This window comes from Achromobacter aegrifaciens, from assembly GCF_902859735.1.
GTDB classification, from domain to species: domain Bacteria; phylum Pseudomonadota; class Gammaproteobacteria; order Burkholderiales; family Burkholderiaceae_B; genus Achromobacter; species Achromobacter aegrifaciens.
This window is the reverse complement of sequence record NZ_CADIJY010000002.1, coordinates 838,563-857,463: the sequence shown is the minus strand read 5'-3', so window position 1 is coordinate 857,463 and position 18,901 is coordinate 838,563. Positions and strand designations below refer to the sequence as shown.

Genomic DNA, 18,901 nt, shown 5'->3' with positions numbered 1-18,901 from the left:
GCGCGCTGTGACCTGGGCCGGGGCAGGGCTGCACGCGGCAGTCCTGACCCCAGGCGCGATGATCCAAATTTTGCATTGACACTAAAGTTTCATGAGAATATATTTCTGAAACCATAGTTTCATAGGCGGGATCATCATGACTTCGGTGTTGCAGGAGCGCATCCTCGCGCTGCAGGACAGCTTCACGGACAGCGAGCAGCGGTTGGCTAGCGTGACCCTGGAGTGCCTGGGCAATATCGCGGCCTATTCGGGCGCCGAGCTGGCGCAGAAGGCGGGCGTGTCCAAGGCGACCGCGGGGCGGTTTTTCCGGCGTCTGGGGTACGAGAACTTCAACGAAGTGCGGGCGCAGGCGCGCGATGAGGCCGACCGTGGGTCGCCGCTGTACGAGATGGCGGGCGTGCGTCCGCCGGACGCGACGGGGGATGCGCTGGCGGAGCATCTGGCCACCGATTTGCAGAACCTGGCGCAGACCTTCGAGCGCCTGGACAGCCGCGACGTGGAGCGGGCCATCGAACTGTTTGCCGGCGCTCGCCGTATCTGCATTGCGGGCTTTCGCAATGGACGGGTGCTGGCGCAGTACGCCTGGGCCTTGCTGACGCAACTGCGCGACGGCGTTGCGCTGGTGCCGGGCGCGGGTTTGAACCTGGCCGAGGATCTGGCTGACCTGGGGCCTGACGACGTGTTGCTGGTGATGGATTTCCGGCGTCGCGTCACGCTGCTCAAGCCGATTGTCGAACATGCGAACCGGGTGGGCGCGAAGGTCGTGGTGCTGACCGATCCCACCGCCACCGAATTGCCCGCGCGTTCGGACCTGGTGTTGCGATGCGTGAACAGCGGCGCGGCCGTGTTCGATTCCTACGTCGCGGCCACCAGCGTCATCAATCATTTGTGCTCGGCCCTGGCCCGCAAGCTTGGGGCGGCCGCGCGCGAACGTCTGCAGAACATAGAACGCCTGCACGAACACTACGGCGACTTGCATCGCTGATTTCCAAGAGGAGACTGACTTGAACCATCCCATTCCGAACGTCCGGCTGCAGTACGCGCCCAATCCGGCCTTCGAACCCGCCGCGCCTTACGGCCAACGGCAGCTGGAGGTGCTGGGCGGCCAGGCCTATGCGCAGGCGGAGGCGCAGATCCGGCGCTGGCCGGGCTATCAACCTACGCCGTTGCGCGATCTGTCGGGTCTGGCCCATGCCGTAGGCGTGGCGGGCATCCGGTACAAGGACGAGGGCGGCCGCTTCGGGCTGGGCAGCTTCAAGGCCCTGGGCGGCGCCTATGCCGTCAGCCGCCAATTGCTGCGGGAACTGGCGGTCAAGCTGGGGCGCGACGATCTGTCGGTGGACGACTTGCTGTCCGGCCGCTACCGGGAGCTGACGCAGGCCATGACGGTGACCTGCGCGACGGACGGTAACCACGGCCGGTCGGTGGCCTGGGGCGCGCAACGCTTCGGTTGCCAGTGCGTGATCTACATCCACGCGACGGTCAGCGAAGGGCGCAAGCGGGCGATCGAGCAATACGGCGCGCAGGTCGTGCGCACGCCGGGGAACTACGACGACTCGGTGCGCCAGGCGGCGCAAGACGCGGCGCGGCTTGGGCGCTATGTGGTCTCGGATACTTCTTATCCCGGCTATATGGAGGTGCCCAAGGACGTGATGCAGGGATACGCCGTGATGGCCGACGAGGCACTGCGCCAGCTGCGCGAGGCGGGCGATGGCGAGTTGCCGACGCACGTGTTCCTGCAAGGCGGCGTGGGCGGGCTGGCGGCCGCGGTGTGCGCGCATTTCTGGGAGCAGCTGGGCGAGCGCCGTCCGCGTTTCATCGTGGTGGAGCCGGACAAGGCGGCCTGCCTGTACGAGAGCGCCCGCGCCGGCAAGCCGGTGGCGGTGCACGGCGATCTGGATACCGTGATGGCCGGGCTGGCCTGCGGTGAAGTATCGCTGCTGGCGTGGGAGGTGCTGCATCCCGGCGCGCAGGCTTTCCTGACGGTTGACGACGAGGCGGCGCTGGAGACGGTGCGTCTGTTGGCGAGCGGCAAGTATGGCGATGCGCCCATTGTCGCCGGCGAGTCGGCCGTGGCGGGACTGACCGGCTGCCTGGCGGCGCTGGCCGATCCGGCGGTACGCGATGCGCTGGGCCTGGACGCTGGCAGCCGTGTGCTGGTGTTCGGCAGCGAAGGGGCGACCGACCCGGAACTGTATCAACGCATCGTCGGCAAGAGCGCTGCCGAGGTCGAAGCCGAGGCCATGGCATGACTGGCGCCGCGCTTGAGGCAGGCCGGCAGGCCGTGCGGGTCGACGGCGCCCGGTTGTTGCGCCGCATTGCGGACCTGGCGCAGGTCGGCGCCATCGAGGGCGGCGGCGTTTGCCGCCTGGCGCTGACGGACGCCGACCGGCAGGGACGCGATCTGGTGGTGCGGTGGATGCGCGAACTGGGCCTGGCCGTGACGGTGGACGGCATCGGCAATGTGGTGGGCCTGCGGGCCGGGCGCAAGGCCGGTCCGCCCGTGATGACGGGGTCGCACATCGACACGGTGCGCACCGGCGGCCGCTATGACGGCAACCTGGGGGTGCTGGCCGGGCTGGAAGTGGTCGCGGCCTTGAACGACGCAGGCGTGGTCACTGAAAGACCGATAGCGGTGGCGTTCTTCACCAACGAGGAAGGCGCGCGCTTTGCGCCCGACATGATGGGCAGTCTGGTGTTCCAGGGTGACCTGGCCTTGGAGGATGCGCTGGCCACGGTCGGCATAGACGGCACTACGGTGGGCGAGAACCTGGCCCGCATCGGCTATGCCGGGACGGCCCCGGTAGGCAATAACCAGGTGCACGCCTTTGTCGAACTGCACGTGGAACAGGGACCGGTGCTGGAGCACGAGGGCTACACCATCGGTGCGGTGACGGGCGTGCAGGGCATCCACTGGATCGAGTTCACCGTGCGCGGCGTGTCCAACCATGCCGGCACCACGCCGATGGGGTTGCGCCATGACGCCGGCATCGTGGCGGCGCGCATTGCGTGCCTTGCGCGGGATCTGACCGTCGAGTTGGGGGCGGGCCAGTTGGCGACCGTGGGGCAGGTGAATCTGTTTCCCAACCTGATCAACGTCATTCCCAACCGCGCGACCTTCACGCTGGACCTGCGCAACACCGACGGCGCGGCCTTGCAGGAGGCGATTGCGCGCTGCATGACGTACGCGGCGCAGGCTGCGGCGGCTGAGGGGGTGGAACTGAGCCATCGGGTGCTGGCCGATTTCGCGCCGGTGGCGTTCGACGAGGCCATCGTCGGCCGGGTCGAGAACATCGCGCGCAGCCGCGGGCACCGGGTGCGGCGGCTGCCCAGCGGCGCCGGACACGATGCCCAGATGCTGGCGCGCATGTGCCCCACGGGCATGGTGTTCGTGCCCAGCGTGGGCGGGCTGTCGCACAACGTCGCTGAATTCACGCAGGACCAGGATATCGAGGCGGGAGCCGGCGTGTTGCTGGAACTGATGCTCGAACTCGCAGAACAATGAAACCGTAGGAGACTGAACATGTCACGCATCATCAATGTCGCGGCCGCGCAGCTGGGGCCGATCCAGCGCAGCGACTCGCGTCGCGACGTCGTCGAGCGCCTGCTCGCGCATCTGCGCCAGGCCCATGCCATGGGTTGCCAACTGGTGGTTTTTCCGGAGCTGGCGCTGACGACTTTCTTCCCGCGCTGGTACATGGAAGATCCGGCCGAGATCGACGCGTTCTATGAAAGCGAGATGCCGGGTCCGCAGACCCGGGTACTGTTCGAGACCGCGCGCAAGCTGGGCATAGGCTTTTACCTGGGCTATGCGGAGCTGGCGGTGGAGCAGGGCGTCAAGCGCCGCTTCAACACGTCTATCCTGGTGAACCAGAACGGCGAAATCATCGGCAAGTACCGCAAGGTGCATTTGCCCGGGCATGCCGAACACGAGCCGTGGCGCGCTTTCCAGCATCTGGAGAAGCACTATTTCGAGCCCGGCGAATCGTTCGATGTCTGGCGCGGCTTTGGCGGCGTGATGGGCATGGCCTTGTGCAACGACCGTCGCTGGTCCGAGACCTATCGGGTCATGGGCTTGCAAGGCGCGGAAATGATCCTGCTCGGCTACAACACGCCGGTGCACAACCCGCCGGCGCCGGAGCATGACGACTTGTCCATGTTCCACAACCATCTGGTGATGCAGGCGGGCGCCTATCAGAACGGCACCTGGGTGGTGGGCGTGGCCAAGGCCGGCAAGGAAGAGGGCTGCGAGATGATCGGCGGCAGCTGCATCATCGCGCCGTCGGGCGAGATCGTTGCCGCCTGCTCGACCAAGGGCGATGAGCTGGCGATCGCGCGCTGCGACCTGGACCTGTGCCTGTCCTACAAGAGCACGACTTTCAATTTCGACCGCCACCGGCGTCCCGAGGCTTACGGCCTGATCACGGAACGCAGAGGCGCGGTGGAACCTGCGCCGGAGGTGGCGGTAACCGCCTGACCTGCGGCGCGGCCAGCGCGGACTGTCGATAGACCGTCCGCATAACCGGCCCGGACGTTCCCTTCCCATAAAAAACAGCATGCGGGCGCCCCGAGCGCCTGCAGGGGAGCGTTCGGCCTAAAAAAACACAGACCCCAAGGTGAAAATATGGACCAGTCAGTCGAGAGCATTGCGGCGCCTCCGGTTGCCGCAGACAAGGATCCCCTGGCGGCGCGGGATGATGCGCTGTATCGGAAGGTGGCGTGGCGGCTGCTGCCGTTCTTGATGGTGTGCTACATCGCGGCGTTCCTGGACCGGGTGAACGTCGGCTTTGCCAAGTTGCAGATGCTGGATGACCTGAAATTCAGCGAAACGGTGTACGGCCTGGGCGCGGGCATTTTCTTCATCGGCTATTTCCTGTTCGAGGTGCCGAGCAATGTGCTGATGCACCGCATCGGCGCGAAGAAGACGCTGGCGCGCATCATGATCCTGTGGGGCATCATCTCGGCCGCCATGGCCCTGACGCAGACGCCGACGCAGTTCTACATCCTGCGCTTCCTGCTGGGGGCGGCCGAGGCCGGGTTCTATCCCGGGATCATCCTGTACCTGACCTATTGGTTTCCGTCGAACCGGCGCGGCCAGATCGTGGCGGTGTTCATGACGGCGGTGCCGTTCGCGGGCATCCTGGGCGGGCCGCTGTCGGGCTGGGTGATGGAGGCTTTCCATGACACGCACGGCATGGCCGGCTGGCAGTGGATGTTCATCATCGAGGCCATCCCTTCGGTGCTGCTGGGCCTGGCGGTGTTCTGGTACCTGGATGACCGCATCGACGATGCGCGCTGGCTGTCGCCTTCGGAGAAGTCGCGGCTGGGCCAGAACCTGCAGAGCGAGAAGACCGCCAAGACCGAACACGTATCGATGCTGACCTTGCTCAAGGACCGGCGCGTCGTGCATATGGCGCTGATCTGCTATTGCACGGTATCCAGCCTGTCGGGCCTGGCGTTCTGGATTCCGTCGGTGATCCGTTCCACGGGCGTGGTGTCGCTGCTGGACATCGGCCTGCTGACGGCGGTGCCGAACGTCTGCGCGGTGATCTCGATGGTGCTGGTGTGCCGCCATTCGGACGCTGTGCGGGAGCGCCGCTGGCACATGATCGTGCCGTTTCTGGTGGGCGGGACGGGCTTGGCGCTGAGCACGCTGTTCAGCCATAACCCGATGCTGGCCGTGGCCATGCTGTCGGTGGCGGCCGCCGGCTGCATGGTGTGCTCGCCCTTGTTCTGGAGCCTGCCGACGGCGTTCCTGGAAGGCAAGAGCGCCGCGGCGGGCATAGCCGGGATCAATTCCTTCGCCGGCTTGGCGGCCTTTGTCAGCCCCTATGCGATCGGCTGGATCAAGGATCTGACCGGTTCGACGGATTGGGGCATGTACTTCCTGGCCAGCTTCACGCTGATCGGGGCGGTGCTGGTGTACCGCGTGCCGAAGAGCCTGGTCAACCGGTAGGCCCGGTAGGCGGCTTCTCTACATCGGCGGGCGCGCCGCGCCCGCCACTTTCAGACAGGAATGATGATGACTCTGGACGTAGTTGCGTTGACCCAGGCGATGGTGCGCATTCCCAGCCTTTCCGGCAAGGAAGGCGAGATGGCGGCGCTGATGGCCGCGACGATGCGCGAGGCGGGGTTCAGTTCGGTGACGACCGATGGCAATGGCTCGGTGCTGGGGCTGATCGGCCCCGAGGATGCGGACGTGGCCTTGTTGTTCGACGGGCACATGGACGTGGTGCCGGTGACGGGCGACTGGCGCTTCGATCCGTTCGGCGCCGAAATCCGGGATGGGCGGCTGTATGGGCGCGGCAGTACCGACATGAAGGGCGGCATTGCCGCGGCGATTTGCGGCGTGGCGGAGGCGGCGCGGGATGGCTTGAAGCACCGCGTGGCGGTGTCGGCCAGCGTGCTGGAGGAAGTCATCGAAGGGCATGCGCTGGCCTCGGTGCTGGACATTTGCACGCCGCAGGCCGTGGTCATCTGCGAGCCGTCAAAATTGCAGATCAAGGCCGGTCAGAAAGGGCGGGTGGAACTGCTGCTGACCTTCCACGGCAAGCCGGCGCACGCGGCGACGCCGCACATCGGCGTCAATCCCCTGCATGCGGCGGCCCGGGCGCTGGCCGCGCTGGAGAGCCTGCCGCTGCCGCACGACGAGGTGCTGGGCCAGGCGCTGCTGGTGCCGACGGACATCGTGTCGCATCCCTATCCGTCGATCTCCATGATTCCGATCTCGACGACGATACGCTTTGACCGGCGCACCGTCTCGGGCGAACGCCTGGAGGACGTGCTGGCGCAGATCCGCGGGCATCTGGCGGCGCACGGCCTGTCCGACTTCACCTTGCGGGTCAGCGAGGATCAAGTGGCGACCTATACCGGCCAGCACGCCACGCCGCCGCGCTGGTTGCCGGGTTGGCGTTGCGACGCGCAGGCCGGCTTGTTGCAGGCTGCGCGCGCGGCGGTCAGCGCCAGCGGCCGGGACCCGGTGGTGGGCAGTTGGGCGTTCTGCACCAACGGCTCGGAATCGGCCGGACGCCGCGGCATTCCGACGATAGGGTTGGGGCCGGGCAACGAAGAGGATGCCCACACGATCGACGAATCCATCGCGCTGGAGCAGCTGGAAGGCGCGCGCGACATCTACCGGAATCTGGTGCGCGCGGTCTGCGGTTAAGGCGTTTGCATGCCGGGCAGGCGGGCCAGCCGGTCATTCAGGAACTCGATCAGCAGCCGCGCCCGCAGCGACTGATAGCGGCGCGACGGGTAGATGAGGAAGGCCTCTTGCGGCGTGGCGCTCCATTTGGGCAGCACGCGCAACAGTTCGCCGCTGGCGACCAGATCCTGCACCAGCCACGCGGGGCATAGGCCGATGCCGGCGCCCATGGCCAGGCTTTCGCGGATGGCCAGGGCGTTGTTGACGCGGAAGCGCCCCTGGGTCTGGACGGTGGCTAGGGTCGCGCCCTGGTGCAGTTCCAGGGTGTCGCCGGCAGCCAGCCAGGCAAAGCGCACGTATTCGTGCGCGGCCAGATCGCGGGGCGCGCGGGGCTTGCCGCGCTGCGCCAGGTAGGAGGGGGCGGCCACCAGGTAGCGCGGCGATAAGGCTGTCTTGCGGGCGATGGCGTTGGGCGGCAGATTGCCGCCCAGCCGCAGCGCCACGTCCACGCCTTCTTCCACCAGGTCCACGAACCGGTCGTTCAGGATCAGTTCGACCTGGATGTCGGGGTATTCGTCCAGGAATTCGCGCACCAGCGCGTTCAGGCGGAACTGGCCCAGCGCCACGGGCGCGTTGATGCGCAGGAAGCCGGCGGGCTTTTCGGTCTGGCCGCGGGCGTCGGCGACGGCTTCGGAGTATTCCTCCAGCACCCGCGTGGCGCGTTCGTAGAAGCGCTTGCCTTGTTCGGTGGGCACGACGCGGGTGGTGCTGCGTTCCAGCAGCCGCACGTTCAGGTCCTTTTCCAGCGCGGCGACGATCTTGCTCAGGGCAGGCTGGCTTAGGGCCTGTTCGCGGGCGACGGCGGACAAGGTGCCCAGCTCCACGGCGCGGACGAAGGCCCGCATTGCGCGCAGGGTGTCCAAGGTCATTCCTTTTTGGAAGAAGAGGTATGCAGTTTAGGGTTCTACCGGTGGAATTGGGAAGAACCTATCGTGACGTCACTTTCTCTTTTTCTGGAGTCGTCATGAACCGCTTCAATCCTTTTTCCCTGGTTTCTGCCGCTACCCTGGCCGCGGGCCTTGCGGGCCTTGCGGGCCTTGCGGTCCTGGGACCGTCCGTGGCCGCCGCCGCGCAGCCGCCTGTTCAGTCGGATGTCGCGCGTTCCAGCTGGGTCAGCTCCTGGTTCGCCAGTCCGCAACCGCTGTGGGAGGATTCCTTCGTGCTGCCCACGGAAGTGCCGGCCGAATTGCGCGGCCAGACTCTGCGCCAGACCTTGATGCTCAGCGTGGGCGGACCGCGCTTGCGGGTGGTGCTGTCCAACCGTTATGGCACGCAGCCGCTGGAGATTGGGGCGGCCAGCGTGGCGCTGGCCTCGGGCCAGTCCAGGATCCGTCCGGCGTCCAGTCGCGGGCTGGCCTTTGGCGGTCGGCCAAGCGTGACGGTGGCGCCGGGGGCGCAGGTGGTCAGCGATCCGGTGGACCTGCCGGTATCCGCGCTGGCCGAACTGGCCGTCAGCCTTTACTTCCCGCAGGCAACGCCGGTGACGACCTTCCATTGGGGCGCGCAGCAGACCGGCGCCCTGGTCCGGGGCAATGCCACGGCGGCGGCGGAGCTGCCTGAGGCGCAGGCGCTGCAAGGCCGGGCGTTCCTGGCGGGGATCTGGGTGGAAAGCCCGAAGCGCGTGCCGGTGGTGGTGGCCTTTGGGGATTCCCTGACCGATGGCAACGGCTCGACGCCGGGCGCCAACCGCCGCTGGCCGGACTTCCTGGCGCGCCGCCTGGCGCCGCAAGGCATGGGCGTGGCGAACGCGGGCATTTCGGGCGCGCGGGTCTGGGGCGACAAGATGGGGGTGAACGCGATGGCCCGGTTTGACGCCGACGTGCTGTCGCAGCCGGGCGTGCGCACGGTGGTGATGATGATGGGCATCAATGACATCGGCTGGCCGGACAGCGGCTTCGCGCCGGACGACGCGCCCATGACGGCGGCAAGATTGACCGAGGGCTACCGGCAGTTGGCAGAAGCCGCCCGTCTGCGCGGCGTGCGCATCGTGGGCGGCACCATTGCGCCGTACGAAGGGTCGCTGCATGGCACGCCGCTGTCGGGCCACTACAACCCGGCCAAGGACGCGGTGCGGCGGGAGGTGAACCGCTGGATCCGCGAAAGCGGCGTGTTCGACGCGGTGGTGGATTTTGACGCGGTGCTGCGCGATCCGGCGCATCCGGCGCGGCTGCTGCCCGCGTATGACTCGGGCGATAACCTGCATCCCAACGATGCCGGCTACCAGGCCATGGCGCAGGCCTTGGACATGGCCACGCTGTTCGGCGATTGAACGGCGGCCGCAGCGGTCAGTGGAAATTCCGGCTCTGGGTGTTCAACCCGCCCAGCAGGTCGGACAGATCCACCAGCCGCTGCGCGATCAGGTGGCGCACGCCGTCCACGCTTTGCCAGGATCCGTAGACGCCCAGCAGCGAGGCCCTCAGCAATTCGCGGCGTTGGCGTTCTATGAGTTCCGGGCGCACGACCACGTTGACGGGGCCGGTCTCGTCTTCCAGCGTGACGAAGATCACGCCCTTGGAGGTTTGGGGACGTTGGCGCACGGTGACGATGCCGCAGGCGCGGGCCACGCGCTTGTCGGGGTAGCTGTTCAGCACCGAGGCGGGCTGGAAGTTGCGCGCCGCGAGCTGGGGGCGCAGCAAGGCCACCGGGTGGCTGCGCAGCGTCAGGCCCACGCTGCGGTAGTCGGCCGCCACGGCCTGGCCCTCGGACGGGGCGGACAGCTGTGGCGCCTGGGTTTCCTGGATGGCGGCGTCGCGCAGCAGGTCGCGGCTCTGCACGCTGGCGGCGGCTTCCCAGCTGGCCTGGCGGCGATGGCCGGCCAGCGTGCGCAGGGCGTCGCCAGCGGCCAGCGCGTTGAGGTCATGGCGGGTGAGCGCGGCGCGGCGGGCCAGGTCGCCGGTGTCGGTAAAAGGGGCGGCAACGCGCGCGTCTTCGATGCGCCGGGCGGCGTCTTCGCGCATGCCCTGGATCAGGCTCAGTCCCAGCCTGACGGCGGGACGGGTGCCGTCGGCGGCGGGCGCGTGCGGATGGGGGGGCCGGCGGGCGCCAGGATGACCGTCGGGCAGGGTCTCCAGGGCCGAGTCCCAGCCGCTGACCGTGACGTCCGCCGGCAGCACGCAGACGCCGTGGCGGCGGGCGTCCTGCACCAGTTGCGCGGGGGCGTAGAAGCCCATGGGCTGGGAGTTGAGCAGGGCGGCCAGGAAGGCTTCGGGCTCGTGCCGCTTGAGCCAAGAACTGGCATAGGCCAGCAGGGCGAAGCTGGCGGCGTGGCTTTCGGGGAAGCCGTATTCGCCGAAGCCTTCGATCTGCCGGAACAGCGCCTCGGCGAAATCCAGTTTGTAGCCATGGGCCAGCAGGCCGCCGACCAGTTTGCCGCGGTACTTGTCCACGCCGCCCTTGCGCTTCCAGGCCGCCATGGAGCGGCGCAACTGGTCGGATTCGCCCGGCGTGAAGCCAGCGGCCACCACGGCGATCTGCATGACCTGTTCCTGGAAGATGGGCACGCCCATGGTGCGGCTGAGCACGCCGCGCACTTTTTCGCTGGGATAGGTTTCGGGTTCCTTGCCCTGGCGGCGGCGCAGGTAGGGATGGACCATGCCGCCCTGGATCGGGCCTGGGCGCACGATGGCCACCTGCACCACCAGGTCGTAGTATTCGCGCGGACGCAGCCGCGGCAACATGGTCATCTGGGCGCGGGATTCGATCTGGAACACGCCTATGGTGTCGGCGTCGCAGATCATGTCGTAGGTGGGCGTGTCGCTGGCGGGTATGTCCTGCAGCCGCAAGGGTTGGCCGCGGCGCTGGCCAGCCAGCTCCAGCGTGCGGCGCAGGGCCGACAGCATGCCCAGCGCCAGCACGTCCACTTTCAGCAGGCCCAGCGCATCCAGGTCGTCCTTGTCCCATTGCACGACGCTGCGGTCTGCCATGGCGGCGTTTTCGATGGGCACCAGGCGCGACAGCTTGCCGCGTGAAATCACGAAGCCGCCGGGGTGCTGCGACAGGTGGCGCGGAAAGCCCATCAGGGTCTGCGCCAGCGCCGCCCACTGGCGCGCCACCTGCGATTCCGGGTCCAGGCCGCAGGCGCCCAGGGTGCGCAGCATTTCCTTCTTGCCGTCCCACCATTGGTGGGCGCGCGCCACGGCGTCGATGACGCCTGCGTCCACGCCCAGCGCGCAACCGGTATCGCGCAGCACGCTGCGCGGCCGGTAGGAAATGACCACGGCGGTGAGCGCGGCGCGTTCGCGGCCGTACTTGCGGTAGATGTACTGGATGACTTCTTCGCGGCGCTGGTGCTCGAAGTCCACGTCGATGTCGGGCGGCTCGTTGCGCTCCTTGCTGATGAAGCGTTCGAACAGGTTGTTGCCGCGCACCGGATCCACTTCGGTGATGCCCAGGCAGTAGCAGACCGCGGAGTTGGCGGCGGACCCGCGGCCCTGGCACAGGATGCCCTCGCCGCGGGCGTACTGGACGATGTCGTAGACGGTGAGGAAATAGGCTTCGTAGTGCAGGTCCGTGATCAGGGCCAGCTCTTTTTCGATCTGCGCGGTGACGCTGTCCGGCGTGCCTGAAGGAAAGCGGCGGGCGGCCCCGGCCAGGGTTTCCTGGCGCAGATAGGTGGCCGGCGTGTGGCCGCGCGGAATGATTTCGTCCGGGTATTCGTAGCGCAGCTCGTCCAATGAGAAGGCGCAGCGGCGGGCCACGGCCAGCGTCTGGGCCAGCGCTTGCGGCGGGTACAGGTTGGCCAGGCGCATGCGCGTACGCAGGTGCTGTTCGGCGTTGCCGGACAGTTCATAGCCGCATTGCGATACCGGTTGGCGAGTGCGGATGCCGGTCAGCGTGTCGTGCAGCGGCTTGCGCGAACGCAGATGCATCTGCACCTGGCCCAGCGCCACGATGGGCAGGTCCGCGGCCTGCGCGGCGTGCTCGACCGCGGCGCGGTGCAGGTCGTCGCGCGAGCGGTGCAGCAAGGTCAGCCCCACCCAGGCGCGGTGGGGGAAGACGCGTGCCAGCCAGCGCGCCTGCTCGGCCATGCGGTCGGCGTCAGTGCCGTAGGCGGGGCTCAGGATGGCCAGGCATTCGGGCAGGTGGCGCAGATGGGCGTGGCCGCTGGGAGGATGGGTAAGGTCTTCGGGCGCCAGCTGGTATTCGCCCTTGGGCGCGCGGGTGCGGGCGAGGGTGATCAGTTCGGACAGGTTGCCGTAGCCCTCGCGCGTCTGCGCCAGCAGGGTCAGGCCCAGTGGCGCGGCGTCGGGCGCGGCGCGCAGCTGGAAGGTGGCGCCGATGATGAGCGGCAGCTTGCGGGCCTTGGCCTCCACGTGGGCGCGGACCACGCCCGCCAGCGAGCATTCATCGGTGATGGCGAGCGCGGCGTAGCCCAGTTCGGCGGCGCGTTCGACCAGTTCCTCGGGGTGCGAAGCGCCCTGCAGGAAAGAGAAGTTGGACTGGCATTGCAGCTCGGCGTAGCCGGGCAACTGCGCCAGGATGCCGGGGGTGTCGTCGTCGTCCATGCGCATGGCGTTTCAGGCGTAGAGCCCATGCAGGAACCAGCGGGCGTGCTCGTCGTCGCGCTCGCGGTAGATCCAGTAGCGCGCGGCGGCGGCGTCCTCGGCGACGAAGTAGTCGCGCACGGTCAAGGCCGGATCCCACCAGCCGCTTTCGATGCGTTCGGGGCCGCGCATCAGGCGCAGCGCCTGGCCGCCGTATTGCGGCCGGTGGCCGGACAGCTTCAAGGGCAGCGGCGGGTCCAGCAGCCAGAAGGGGCGGTCCAGCAGGGCGGGCAGGGGCGCGGGGCGTTGGGGCGGTGACAGCGCGTCGCCCCAGGCGTTGGCGGCCTCGGGGCGGTGGTCGGGTACCGGGTGGGCGTGGCGCACCTGGTCGCGGCCCAGCCGCGCCACCAGCAGGTCCAGCAGCCGGGCATGGTCGGCAGGCGTGCCGCCGGGCTCGGGGAACAGGGTGGTGCTGGCGGCGGGCTGCTCGACCGTGTCGGGCGCCAGCAGCGCCACGGCGATCACGGGCGCTTCCAGCGTGAAGCGCGCCAGCTTTTCCCGCAGCAGGTGGAGGATCTGCGGCGCCTGCCAGACCGGCTGGGCCAGGGCCAGTTCCAGTTCGGTGGGCGGCCGGGCGTGGCGGCCGCGTTCGTGTTCCATGCTGAGCACCACGCGACGTACCGCCAGTTGCCGGGCGCTGAGCCAGCCGCCCAGCTGTTCGGCCAGGCGGCGCGCCACCGCGAGCACCGCGTCGGTGTGCTCGACGTAGTCGGTGAGTTCGATGCGGCGCGAGAACTGGTGTGGCGGTTCGACCCAGCGGTGGAGCTCGGGCGCCAGGCCGTAGGCGGCGTCCAGGGCCTGCAGCAGTTCGGGGGCGCTGCGCCGCTGAAGCCCCGCGCGCGGCAGGGCGCGCAGGTCCGCCAGGGTATGGCAGCCGATGTCGTCGAGCCAGTCGCGGCGGGCCTGCGCCTGCGGCAGCAGGGCTAGCGGCAGGGCGTCCAGCCGCCGGGTCAGCGTGGGCAGCGTGAGGGTACGGCGGGGCGCGCGCCGGCCGGGGCTGCGCGCCAGCAGCCAGGCGCCGGCGGCGGTCGGCGCCATGCCTAGCGACACGTGCAGGTCCAGGGCGCGCAAGGTGGCGGCGACCCGCCGGTGCAGCGCCTTGGGGCCGCGGAAGAGCATCAGGCTGGCGCTCACGTTCAGGAGCAGCGTGTCGCCGTCGGCCAGGGCGATTTCGGGCGTGTATTGCAGCAGCGCCAGCGCCGCGCCCTGCAAGGCTTCGGACTCGGCCTGGGCATCGCGGGGCAGCAGCTCGACCTCGGGAGCGATGGCGGCCGCGCCCGCGCGGCGCATGCCCGGCTTGACGCCGGCGCGGCGGGCGGCGGGCGTCAGGGCGGCGACGCGTTCCTGTTCCAGGACCGCGAACGCCTGCCCCTCAAGCGGCCAGTGCGGGCGCAGTGCGTCCAGCGGCAGGCAGCGCAGGAAGGCGGCGATCCAGAGGCGCATGGCGGGGAGAAACAGGAATGGTGGCGCCGGTGTCCAGGCCCACGTACAGCGGCGTGTCGCAGGCGGGCCCGCGGCGCTTCAGGATATGGACGGACAGGCCGCCCGCGGCCGGCGCCAGCGCCAGCCGCAAGGGCGCGGGCGTGGCGTTCTGCGCCGCGCTGCTGGGGCGCACCGCGATGAACAGCAGGTCGCTGGCCTGGGCGGCCAGGTGCAGGCGGCGCAGGGATTCGGGGCGCACATGAGGCAGCCAGCAGATCAGGGCGCCGCAGCTGCCGTTCTTCAGGATCTGTTCGGCGGCCCAGAGCGCGTCCACGGGTTTTTCCGGCGCCACCCAGAGCAATTGACGGGGATCCAGCCGCCAGCTCATCCAGCTGGCGATGTGGGGCGCGTGCGGCGGCTGCACCAGCGCAATGGCGCGGCGCGTTTCCAGTTGGGCCAGCGCCGGACGCAGCAGGCGGATTTCGCCGATGCCGGGGTGCGGGACCAGCAATTCGTTCAGGGAACCCAGCGGCCAGCCGCCGTCTGGCAGCTCGGCCGAAAGCGCGGCATGCCCGGTGGGCAGGGTGCGGGCGGCGCCTTGAGCCAACTGGGTGGCGCGCCACAACGCGGGATGGATACGTTCTGGGGACTGCATGGCAAATCGGTTGCCGGGAGATAGGAACCCGGTGGAAGTGGCCGATGAGCCATTATAACTGTATATATGTACAGTATTTAAAGGGGGCGGAGCATGCCGCGAACTAAAAGAAAACCCACCCGTACACCTTTCGATGCAGAGGGGTGGGCCGTGTTGGATACGATTTTAGTTGCTTCAGGCAGGCGGATCGCAACTAAGCGCGGGCGTTCTCACTAGTAGCTGCCGAGGCCGCCACCCCCGCCGCGCGATCCAGGTCCAACCCATAAAACCGCATATCCTCGTACCGGATCCAGTGCGACTTGCGCACCAGCCGGTGGCCGATCCACAAGGCCAGGAACAGCGGGATCGCCAGGTAGGTGGAGATCACGCCGATCCAGTCGATGCGGTCTTGCAGGAAGGCCTGGTAGTTCTGCCCCAGGGTGACCACCAGGCACAGGACGAAGGCCAGCAGCGGGCCGAAGGGGAACAGGCCGGCCTTGTAGGGCAGGTCGGCGGTGTCGTAGCCGTGCTTTACATAGCCCTGGCGGAAGCGGTAGTGGCTGACCGCGATGCTCAGCCAGACGATGAATTCGGTCATGCCGGCGAAGTTCAGCAGCCAGATGTAGACGGCCTTGGGGCTGTACACCAGGCTGAACAGGCACAGGCAGGCCAGCAGCGCGGTGGCTATCAGTGCGTACAGCGGCACGCCGCTACGCGTGACGCGCCGGAACAGGGCGGGCGCCTGGCCTTCCACTGCCATGTTGAACAGCATCCGCGTCGCCGCGTACATGCCGGAATTGCCGGCCGACAGCACCGAGGTCAGGATCACGGCGTTCATCACGGTGGCCGCAGACAGCAGCCCGGCGTGCTGGAACACCAGCGTGAAGGGGCTGACCGCGATGTCTTCCACTTCGTTGCGCAGCAGTTGCGGGTCGGTATAGGGCAGCAGCAGGCCGATGATCAGGATGGCCAGCACGTAGAACAGCAGGATGCGCCAGAACACATGGTTGATCGCGCGTGGCACGTTGCGGCGGGGATTTTCGGATTCGCCGGCGGCCACGGCCACCAGTTCGGTGCCCTGGAACGAATAGGCCACCACCATCGCCACGCCGACCCAGGTGGCCACATTGCCCACGAAGGGCGCGTCGCCGACCGACCAGTTGGCCAGTCCCACGGGCGTGCCGCTGTGGATGATGCCCACCAGCATCGCCAGCCCGACGCCGATGAAGCACAGCACGGCCACGACCTTGATGATGGCGAACCAGTATTCGGCTTCGCCGAAGCTGCGCGCCGAAAAGGCGTTCAGGCCGAAGGTCAGGGCCAGGAAGGCCACGCTCCATATCCAGCCGGGCGTATCGGGGAACCAGTAGGCCATGACCAGCTGCGCGGCCACCACGTCCACCGCCACCACCGTGGCCCAGCTGATCCAGAAGTTCCAGCCCAGCGCGAAACCGAAGCCGCCGTCCACGTAGCGCGAGGCATAGGTGCAGAAGGAACCCGATACCGGCATGAAGGTGGCCAGTTCGCCCAGGCTGGTCATGATGAAGTAGACCATCAGGCCGATGGCCAGGTAGACCAGCAGCGCGCCGCCCGGGCCGGCCTGGGCAATGGCGGCGCCGGAAGCCACGAACAGGCCGGTGCCGATGGCTCCGCCCAACGCTATCATCGTGAGGTGGCGCGCCTTGAGCACGCGATGCAGCTGGTTCTGGCCGGCAGGCGTGGCGCCGGATTCTGTCGTCGGAGTTTGCATTACTGGGGTAGGAAGTTGCCGCGGCGGCGGACCATCAGGCACGGGCGCGCGGGCCTGCCCGCCAGGCAATGCCGCGCAAGCCAGCCGGTCCGTGGCGGTGCGGCAAAGGTTGCTTCAAGGCGCGCATTTTACAATGCGGCTATTCCGGGGCCGTTCGGCGGCCCCAGCCAGCACGGAGCAGTTTCATGGCGTCTTCCACTTCTATCGAATTTCTTCCCAACGCCGGCGTCGACGTGCGCCAGCTGTTCATCCTGCTGCACGGCGTGGGCGGCAGCCCCGACGACATGGAGCCGCTGGCAAAAGCCGTGCGCGCGGCGTTCCCGAGCGCGGCGGTGCTGGCGCCCCAGGGGTTCGAGCCCTACGACGGCGGCGGCGATGGCCGGCAGTGGTTCTCGGTACGCGGCGTGACCGAGGAAAACCGCCCGGAACGCGTGGCGCAGGCCTTGCCGCCCCTGGAGACCTATGTGCGCGAGGCGCAGGCCCGTTTCGGCCTGCTGCAGTCGGACACGGCGCTGGCGGGCTTTTCGCAGGGCGCGATCATGGCGCTGGAACTGGTGCAGGCGCACGACGGCATCGCCGGTCGCGTCATTGCGTTCTCGGGCCGCTATGCCCAGATGCCCAAGATCGCGCCGCAGTTCACCACGTTGCACCTGCTGCACGGCGCCGCCGATCCGATCATGAACGTGGAGCTCATCCAGGCCGCCCAGGCGCGCCTGACCGAGCTGCACGGCGACTCGACCATCGACATCGCCACCCAGGTGGGGCACGCGTTGCATCCGGCGCTGATCGAGCGCGCCATCGTGCGCTTGAAGACCTGCGTGCCGCTGCGCAGCTGGGAGGCCGCGCTGGGTCTTAACCAGACGCCGCCCGACGGCACCCCGGTGCATTGATCATTTTTCCCAGCCGCCGCCCAGCGCCAGGAACAGCGCGATCTGGTCGCTGCTGAGGTCGGCCTGCGAGGCGGCCAGCGCGCTTTCATTGCTGGCCAGCGTGCGCTCGGCGTCCAGCACGGTCAGGTAGTCGGTCTTGCCGTACTGGAACAGGCGGCTGGCCTGCGAGGCGGCCTCGGCGCTCTGGTCGCGCGCGGCGCGCAGGGCGGCGTCGCGGTCCAGCTGACGCGCGTAGACCACCAGCGCGCTTTCCGTTTCCCGCAGGGCGTTCAGCACGGTGGCGTCAAAGCGTGCCGCCGCGGCCTTGGTGCTGGCCTGGGCCTCGGCGATGCGGGCCTGCGCGGCGCCAGTGTTGGGGATGGTCCAGGAGATCAGCGGACCGACGCTCCAGCTGAAGGTGCCGCGGTCGCCGAACATGGCGGCCGGACCGCCCGAGGCCGCCGACAAGCCCAGAGAGATCTTCGGATACAGGTCCGCTGTAGCCACGCCGATGCGCGCGGTGGCCGCGGCCAGCGTGCGTTCGGCCTGGCGGATGTCCGGACGGCGGCGCAGCAGTTCGGCGCCGTCGCCCACGGGGATGGTCTCGGTCAGGCGCGGGGCCTGGGCGCATTGCAGCAGCGCGGGCGGGATCTGGCCCGGCGTCTGGCCGGTCAGCGCCGCCAGGCGGTACAGCGCGGTGCGCTGCTGGGCCTGGAATGGCGGCAGGTTGGCCTGCAGCTGTTCAAGCTGGCTGCGGGCGCGGGTCACGTCCAGCGTGGTGCCGCGGCCGGCGCGTTGCAGCCGGTCCACCGCGTCCAGCGATTGCTTCTGCACCTGCACCGAATGCTGGGCGGAGGCCAGCTGCATGCCGGCCGCGCACATATTGGCGTAGGCCCGGGCGGTCTCGGCGGCGACGGTGACGCGGGTGGCGTCATAGGCGGCCTGCGCGGCCTGCTCGTCGCCGCTGGCCGCTTCCACGGCGCGGCGGATCTGGCCGAACAGGTCCAGCTGGTACGACACGCTGGCGCCCATGGAATAGGACCAGCGGTTGGGCGGATCGATGCCGGGCTGCAGTTCCTGCAGGCCGGACACGTGGCCGAAAGTGGGCGAGGCATTGACACCGATGGACGGCTGCTGCTGCGCCTGTGCTTCACGCACGGCGGCCTGGGCCCGTTCCAGGTTGGCGCTGGCCACGCGCAGGTCGGTGTTGGCGGCCAGGGCTTTCTCCACCAGGCCATCCAGCACGGGGTCGTCGTACAGGCGCCACCAGTGGCCAGGCACCGCATCCTGCCGGAACGCCGCCTCGCGCGCCTGCATGAAGGGCGCCTGCGCGCTCTGCCGCTCGGCCACCGCTCCGGGGGGCACCTGGTAGTCCGGGCCCACGGCGGCGCATCCGGCCAGCGCAAGGGCCAGCGTAAGAGGCAGGAGGTATCTGGTGTTCATGGCGGTTACGGCTGTGCGTCGATTAGGGGTAAGGGG

At 68.6% G+C, this 18,901-nt stretch carries 14 protein-coding genes; 8 read left to right on the top strand and 6 right to left on the bottom strand.

Going from position 1 to position 18,901, the window contains the following annotated elements; genetic code table 11:
- Positions 1–136 precede the first annotated feature (136 nt).
- From HV766_RS09910 to HV766_RS09885, 6 genes are all read left to right on the top strand, one after another.
- Positions 137–985 (top strand): MurR/RpiR family transcriptional regulator, encoded by an 849-nt coding sequence (locus HV766_RS09910; protein ID WP_082400960.1) that lies wholly within the window; start codon positions 137–139, stop codon positions 983–985.
- Between the two features lie 19 nt (positions 986–1,004).
- Positions 1,005–2,252, top strand: coding sequence for a diaminopropionate ammonia-lyase (locus HV766_RS09905; RefSeq protein ID WP_175181053.1), 1,248 nt, complete (start codon positions 1,005–1,007; stop codon positions 2,250–2,252).
- Positions 2,249–3,505, top strand: a complete 1,257-nt coding sequence (locus HV766_RS09900; RefSeq protein WP_175181052.1) for a M20 family metallo-hydrolase — start codon at positions 2,249–2,251, stop codon at positions 3,503–3,505. Before HV766_RS09905 ends, HV766_RS09900 begins: the two co-directional genes overlap by 4 nt.
- Positions 3,506–3,523: 18 nt before the next feature.
- Entirely contained in the window at positions 3,524–4,477 is a 954-nt protein-coding gene (locus HV766_RS09895) for an N-carbamoyl-D-amino-acid hydrolase (protein ID WP_119451948.1), read from the top strand.
- A gap of 147 nt (positions 4,478–4,624) precedes the next feature.
- Positions 4,625–5,956 carry an MFS transporter gene (locus HV766_RS09890; RefSeq protein WP_175164120.1) on the top strand — a complete coding sequence of 444 codons (1,332 nt, stop codon included), beginning with the start codon at positions 4,625–4,627 and terminating at the stop codon, positions 5,954–5,956.
- A 66-nt stretch (positions 5,957–6,022) separates the two neighbouring features.
- Complete coding sequence (locus HV766_RS09885) at positions 6,023–7,165, top strand: YgeY family selenium metabolism-linked hydrolase (protein ID WP_175181051.1); 1,143 nt, start codon at positions 6,023–6,025, stop codon at positions 7,163–7,165.
- Here HV766_RS09885 and HV766_RS09880 read toward each other — a convergent pair.
- Positions 7,162–8,067 (bottom strand): LysR family transcriptional regulator, encoded by a 906-nt coding sequence (locus tag HV766_RS09880; RefSeq protein ID WP_175181087.1) that lies wholly within the window; start codon positions 8,065–8,067, stop codon positions 7,162–7,164. The two genes, HV766_RS09885 and HV766_RS09880, sit on opposite strands and share 4 nt — an antisense overlap.
- Before the next feature lie 101 nt (positions 8,068–8,168).
- Between HV766_RS09880 and HV766_RS09875 the strand changes: the two genes are divergently transcribed.
- Entirely contained in the window at positions 8,169–9,473 is a 1,305-nt protein-coding gene (locus HV766_RS09875; protein WP_175181050.1) for an SGNH/GDSL hydrolase family protein, read from the top strand.
- A 16-nt stretch (positions 9,474–9,489) separates the two neighbouring features.
- Here the strand turns inward: HV766_RS09875 and HV766_RS09870 are convergent, their stop codons facing one another.
- The 4 genes from HV766_RS09870 to HV766_RS09855 all read right to left on the bottom strand — a co-directional run bounded on the left by HV766_RS09870 (position 9,490) and on the right by HV766_RS09855 (position 16,553).
- Entirely contained in the window at positions 9,490–12,714 is a 3,225-nt protein-coding gene (locus tag HV766_RS09870; RefSeq protein WP_175181049.1) for an error-prone DNA polymerase, read from the bottom strand.
- A gap of 6 nt (positions 12,715–12,720) precedes the next feature.
- Positions 12,721–14,190 (bottom strand): Y-family DNA polymerase, encoded by a 1,470-nt coding sequence (locus HV766_RS09865; protein WP_175181048.1) that lies wholly within the window; start codon positions 14,188–14,190, stop codon positions 12,721–12,723.
- The gene (gene imuA / locus HV766_RS09860; protein WP_054453813.1) at positions 14,120–14,824 is read right to left on the bottom strand and encodes a translesion DNA synthesis-associated protein ImuA; all 705 of its coding nucleotides are present in this window, start codon (positions 14,822–14,824) and stop codon (positions 14,120–14,122) included. The genes HV766_RS09865 and imuA overlap by 71 nt, the downstream gene beginning before the upstream one ends.
- Before the next feature lie 193 nt (positions 14,825–15,017).
- Complete coding sequence (locus tag HV766_RS09855; RefSeq protein WP_254593303.1) at positions 15,018–16,553, bottom strand: amino acid permease; 1,536 nt, start codon at positions 16,551–16,553, stop codon at positions 15,018–15,020.
- A 185-nt stretch (positions 16,554–16,738) separates the two neighbouring features.
- Here HV766_RS09855 and ypfH point away from each other — a divergent pair, with 185 nt between their 5' ends.
- Positions 16,739–17,443 (top strand): esterase, encoded by a 705-nt coding sequence (gene ypfH, locus HV766_RS09850; protein WP_054453817.1) that lies wholly within the window; start codon positions 16,739–16,741, stop codon positions 17,441–17,443.
- Here ypfH and HV766_RS09845 read toward each other — a convergent pair whose 3' ends face one another.
- The gene (locus tag HV766_RS09845; protein WP_175181047.1) at positions 17,444–18,865 is read right to left on the bottom strand and encodes an efflux transporter outer membrane subunit; all 1,422 of its coding nucleotides are present in this window, start codon (positions 18,863–18,865) and stop codon (positions 17,444–17,446) included.
- Positions 18,866–18,901 lie beyond the last annotated feature (36 nt).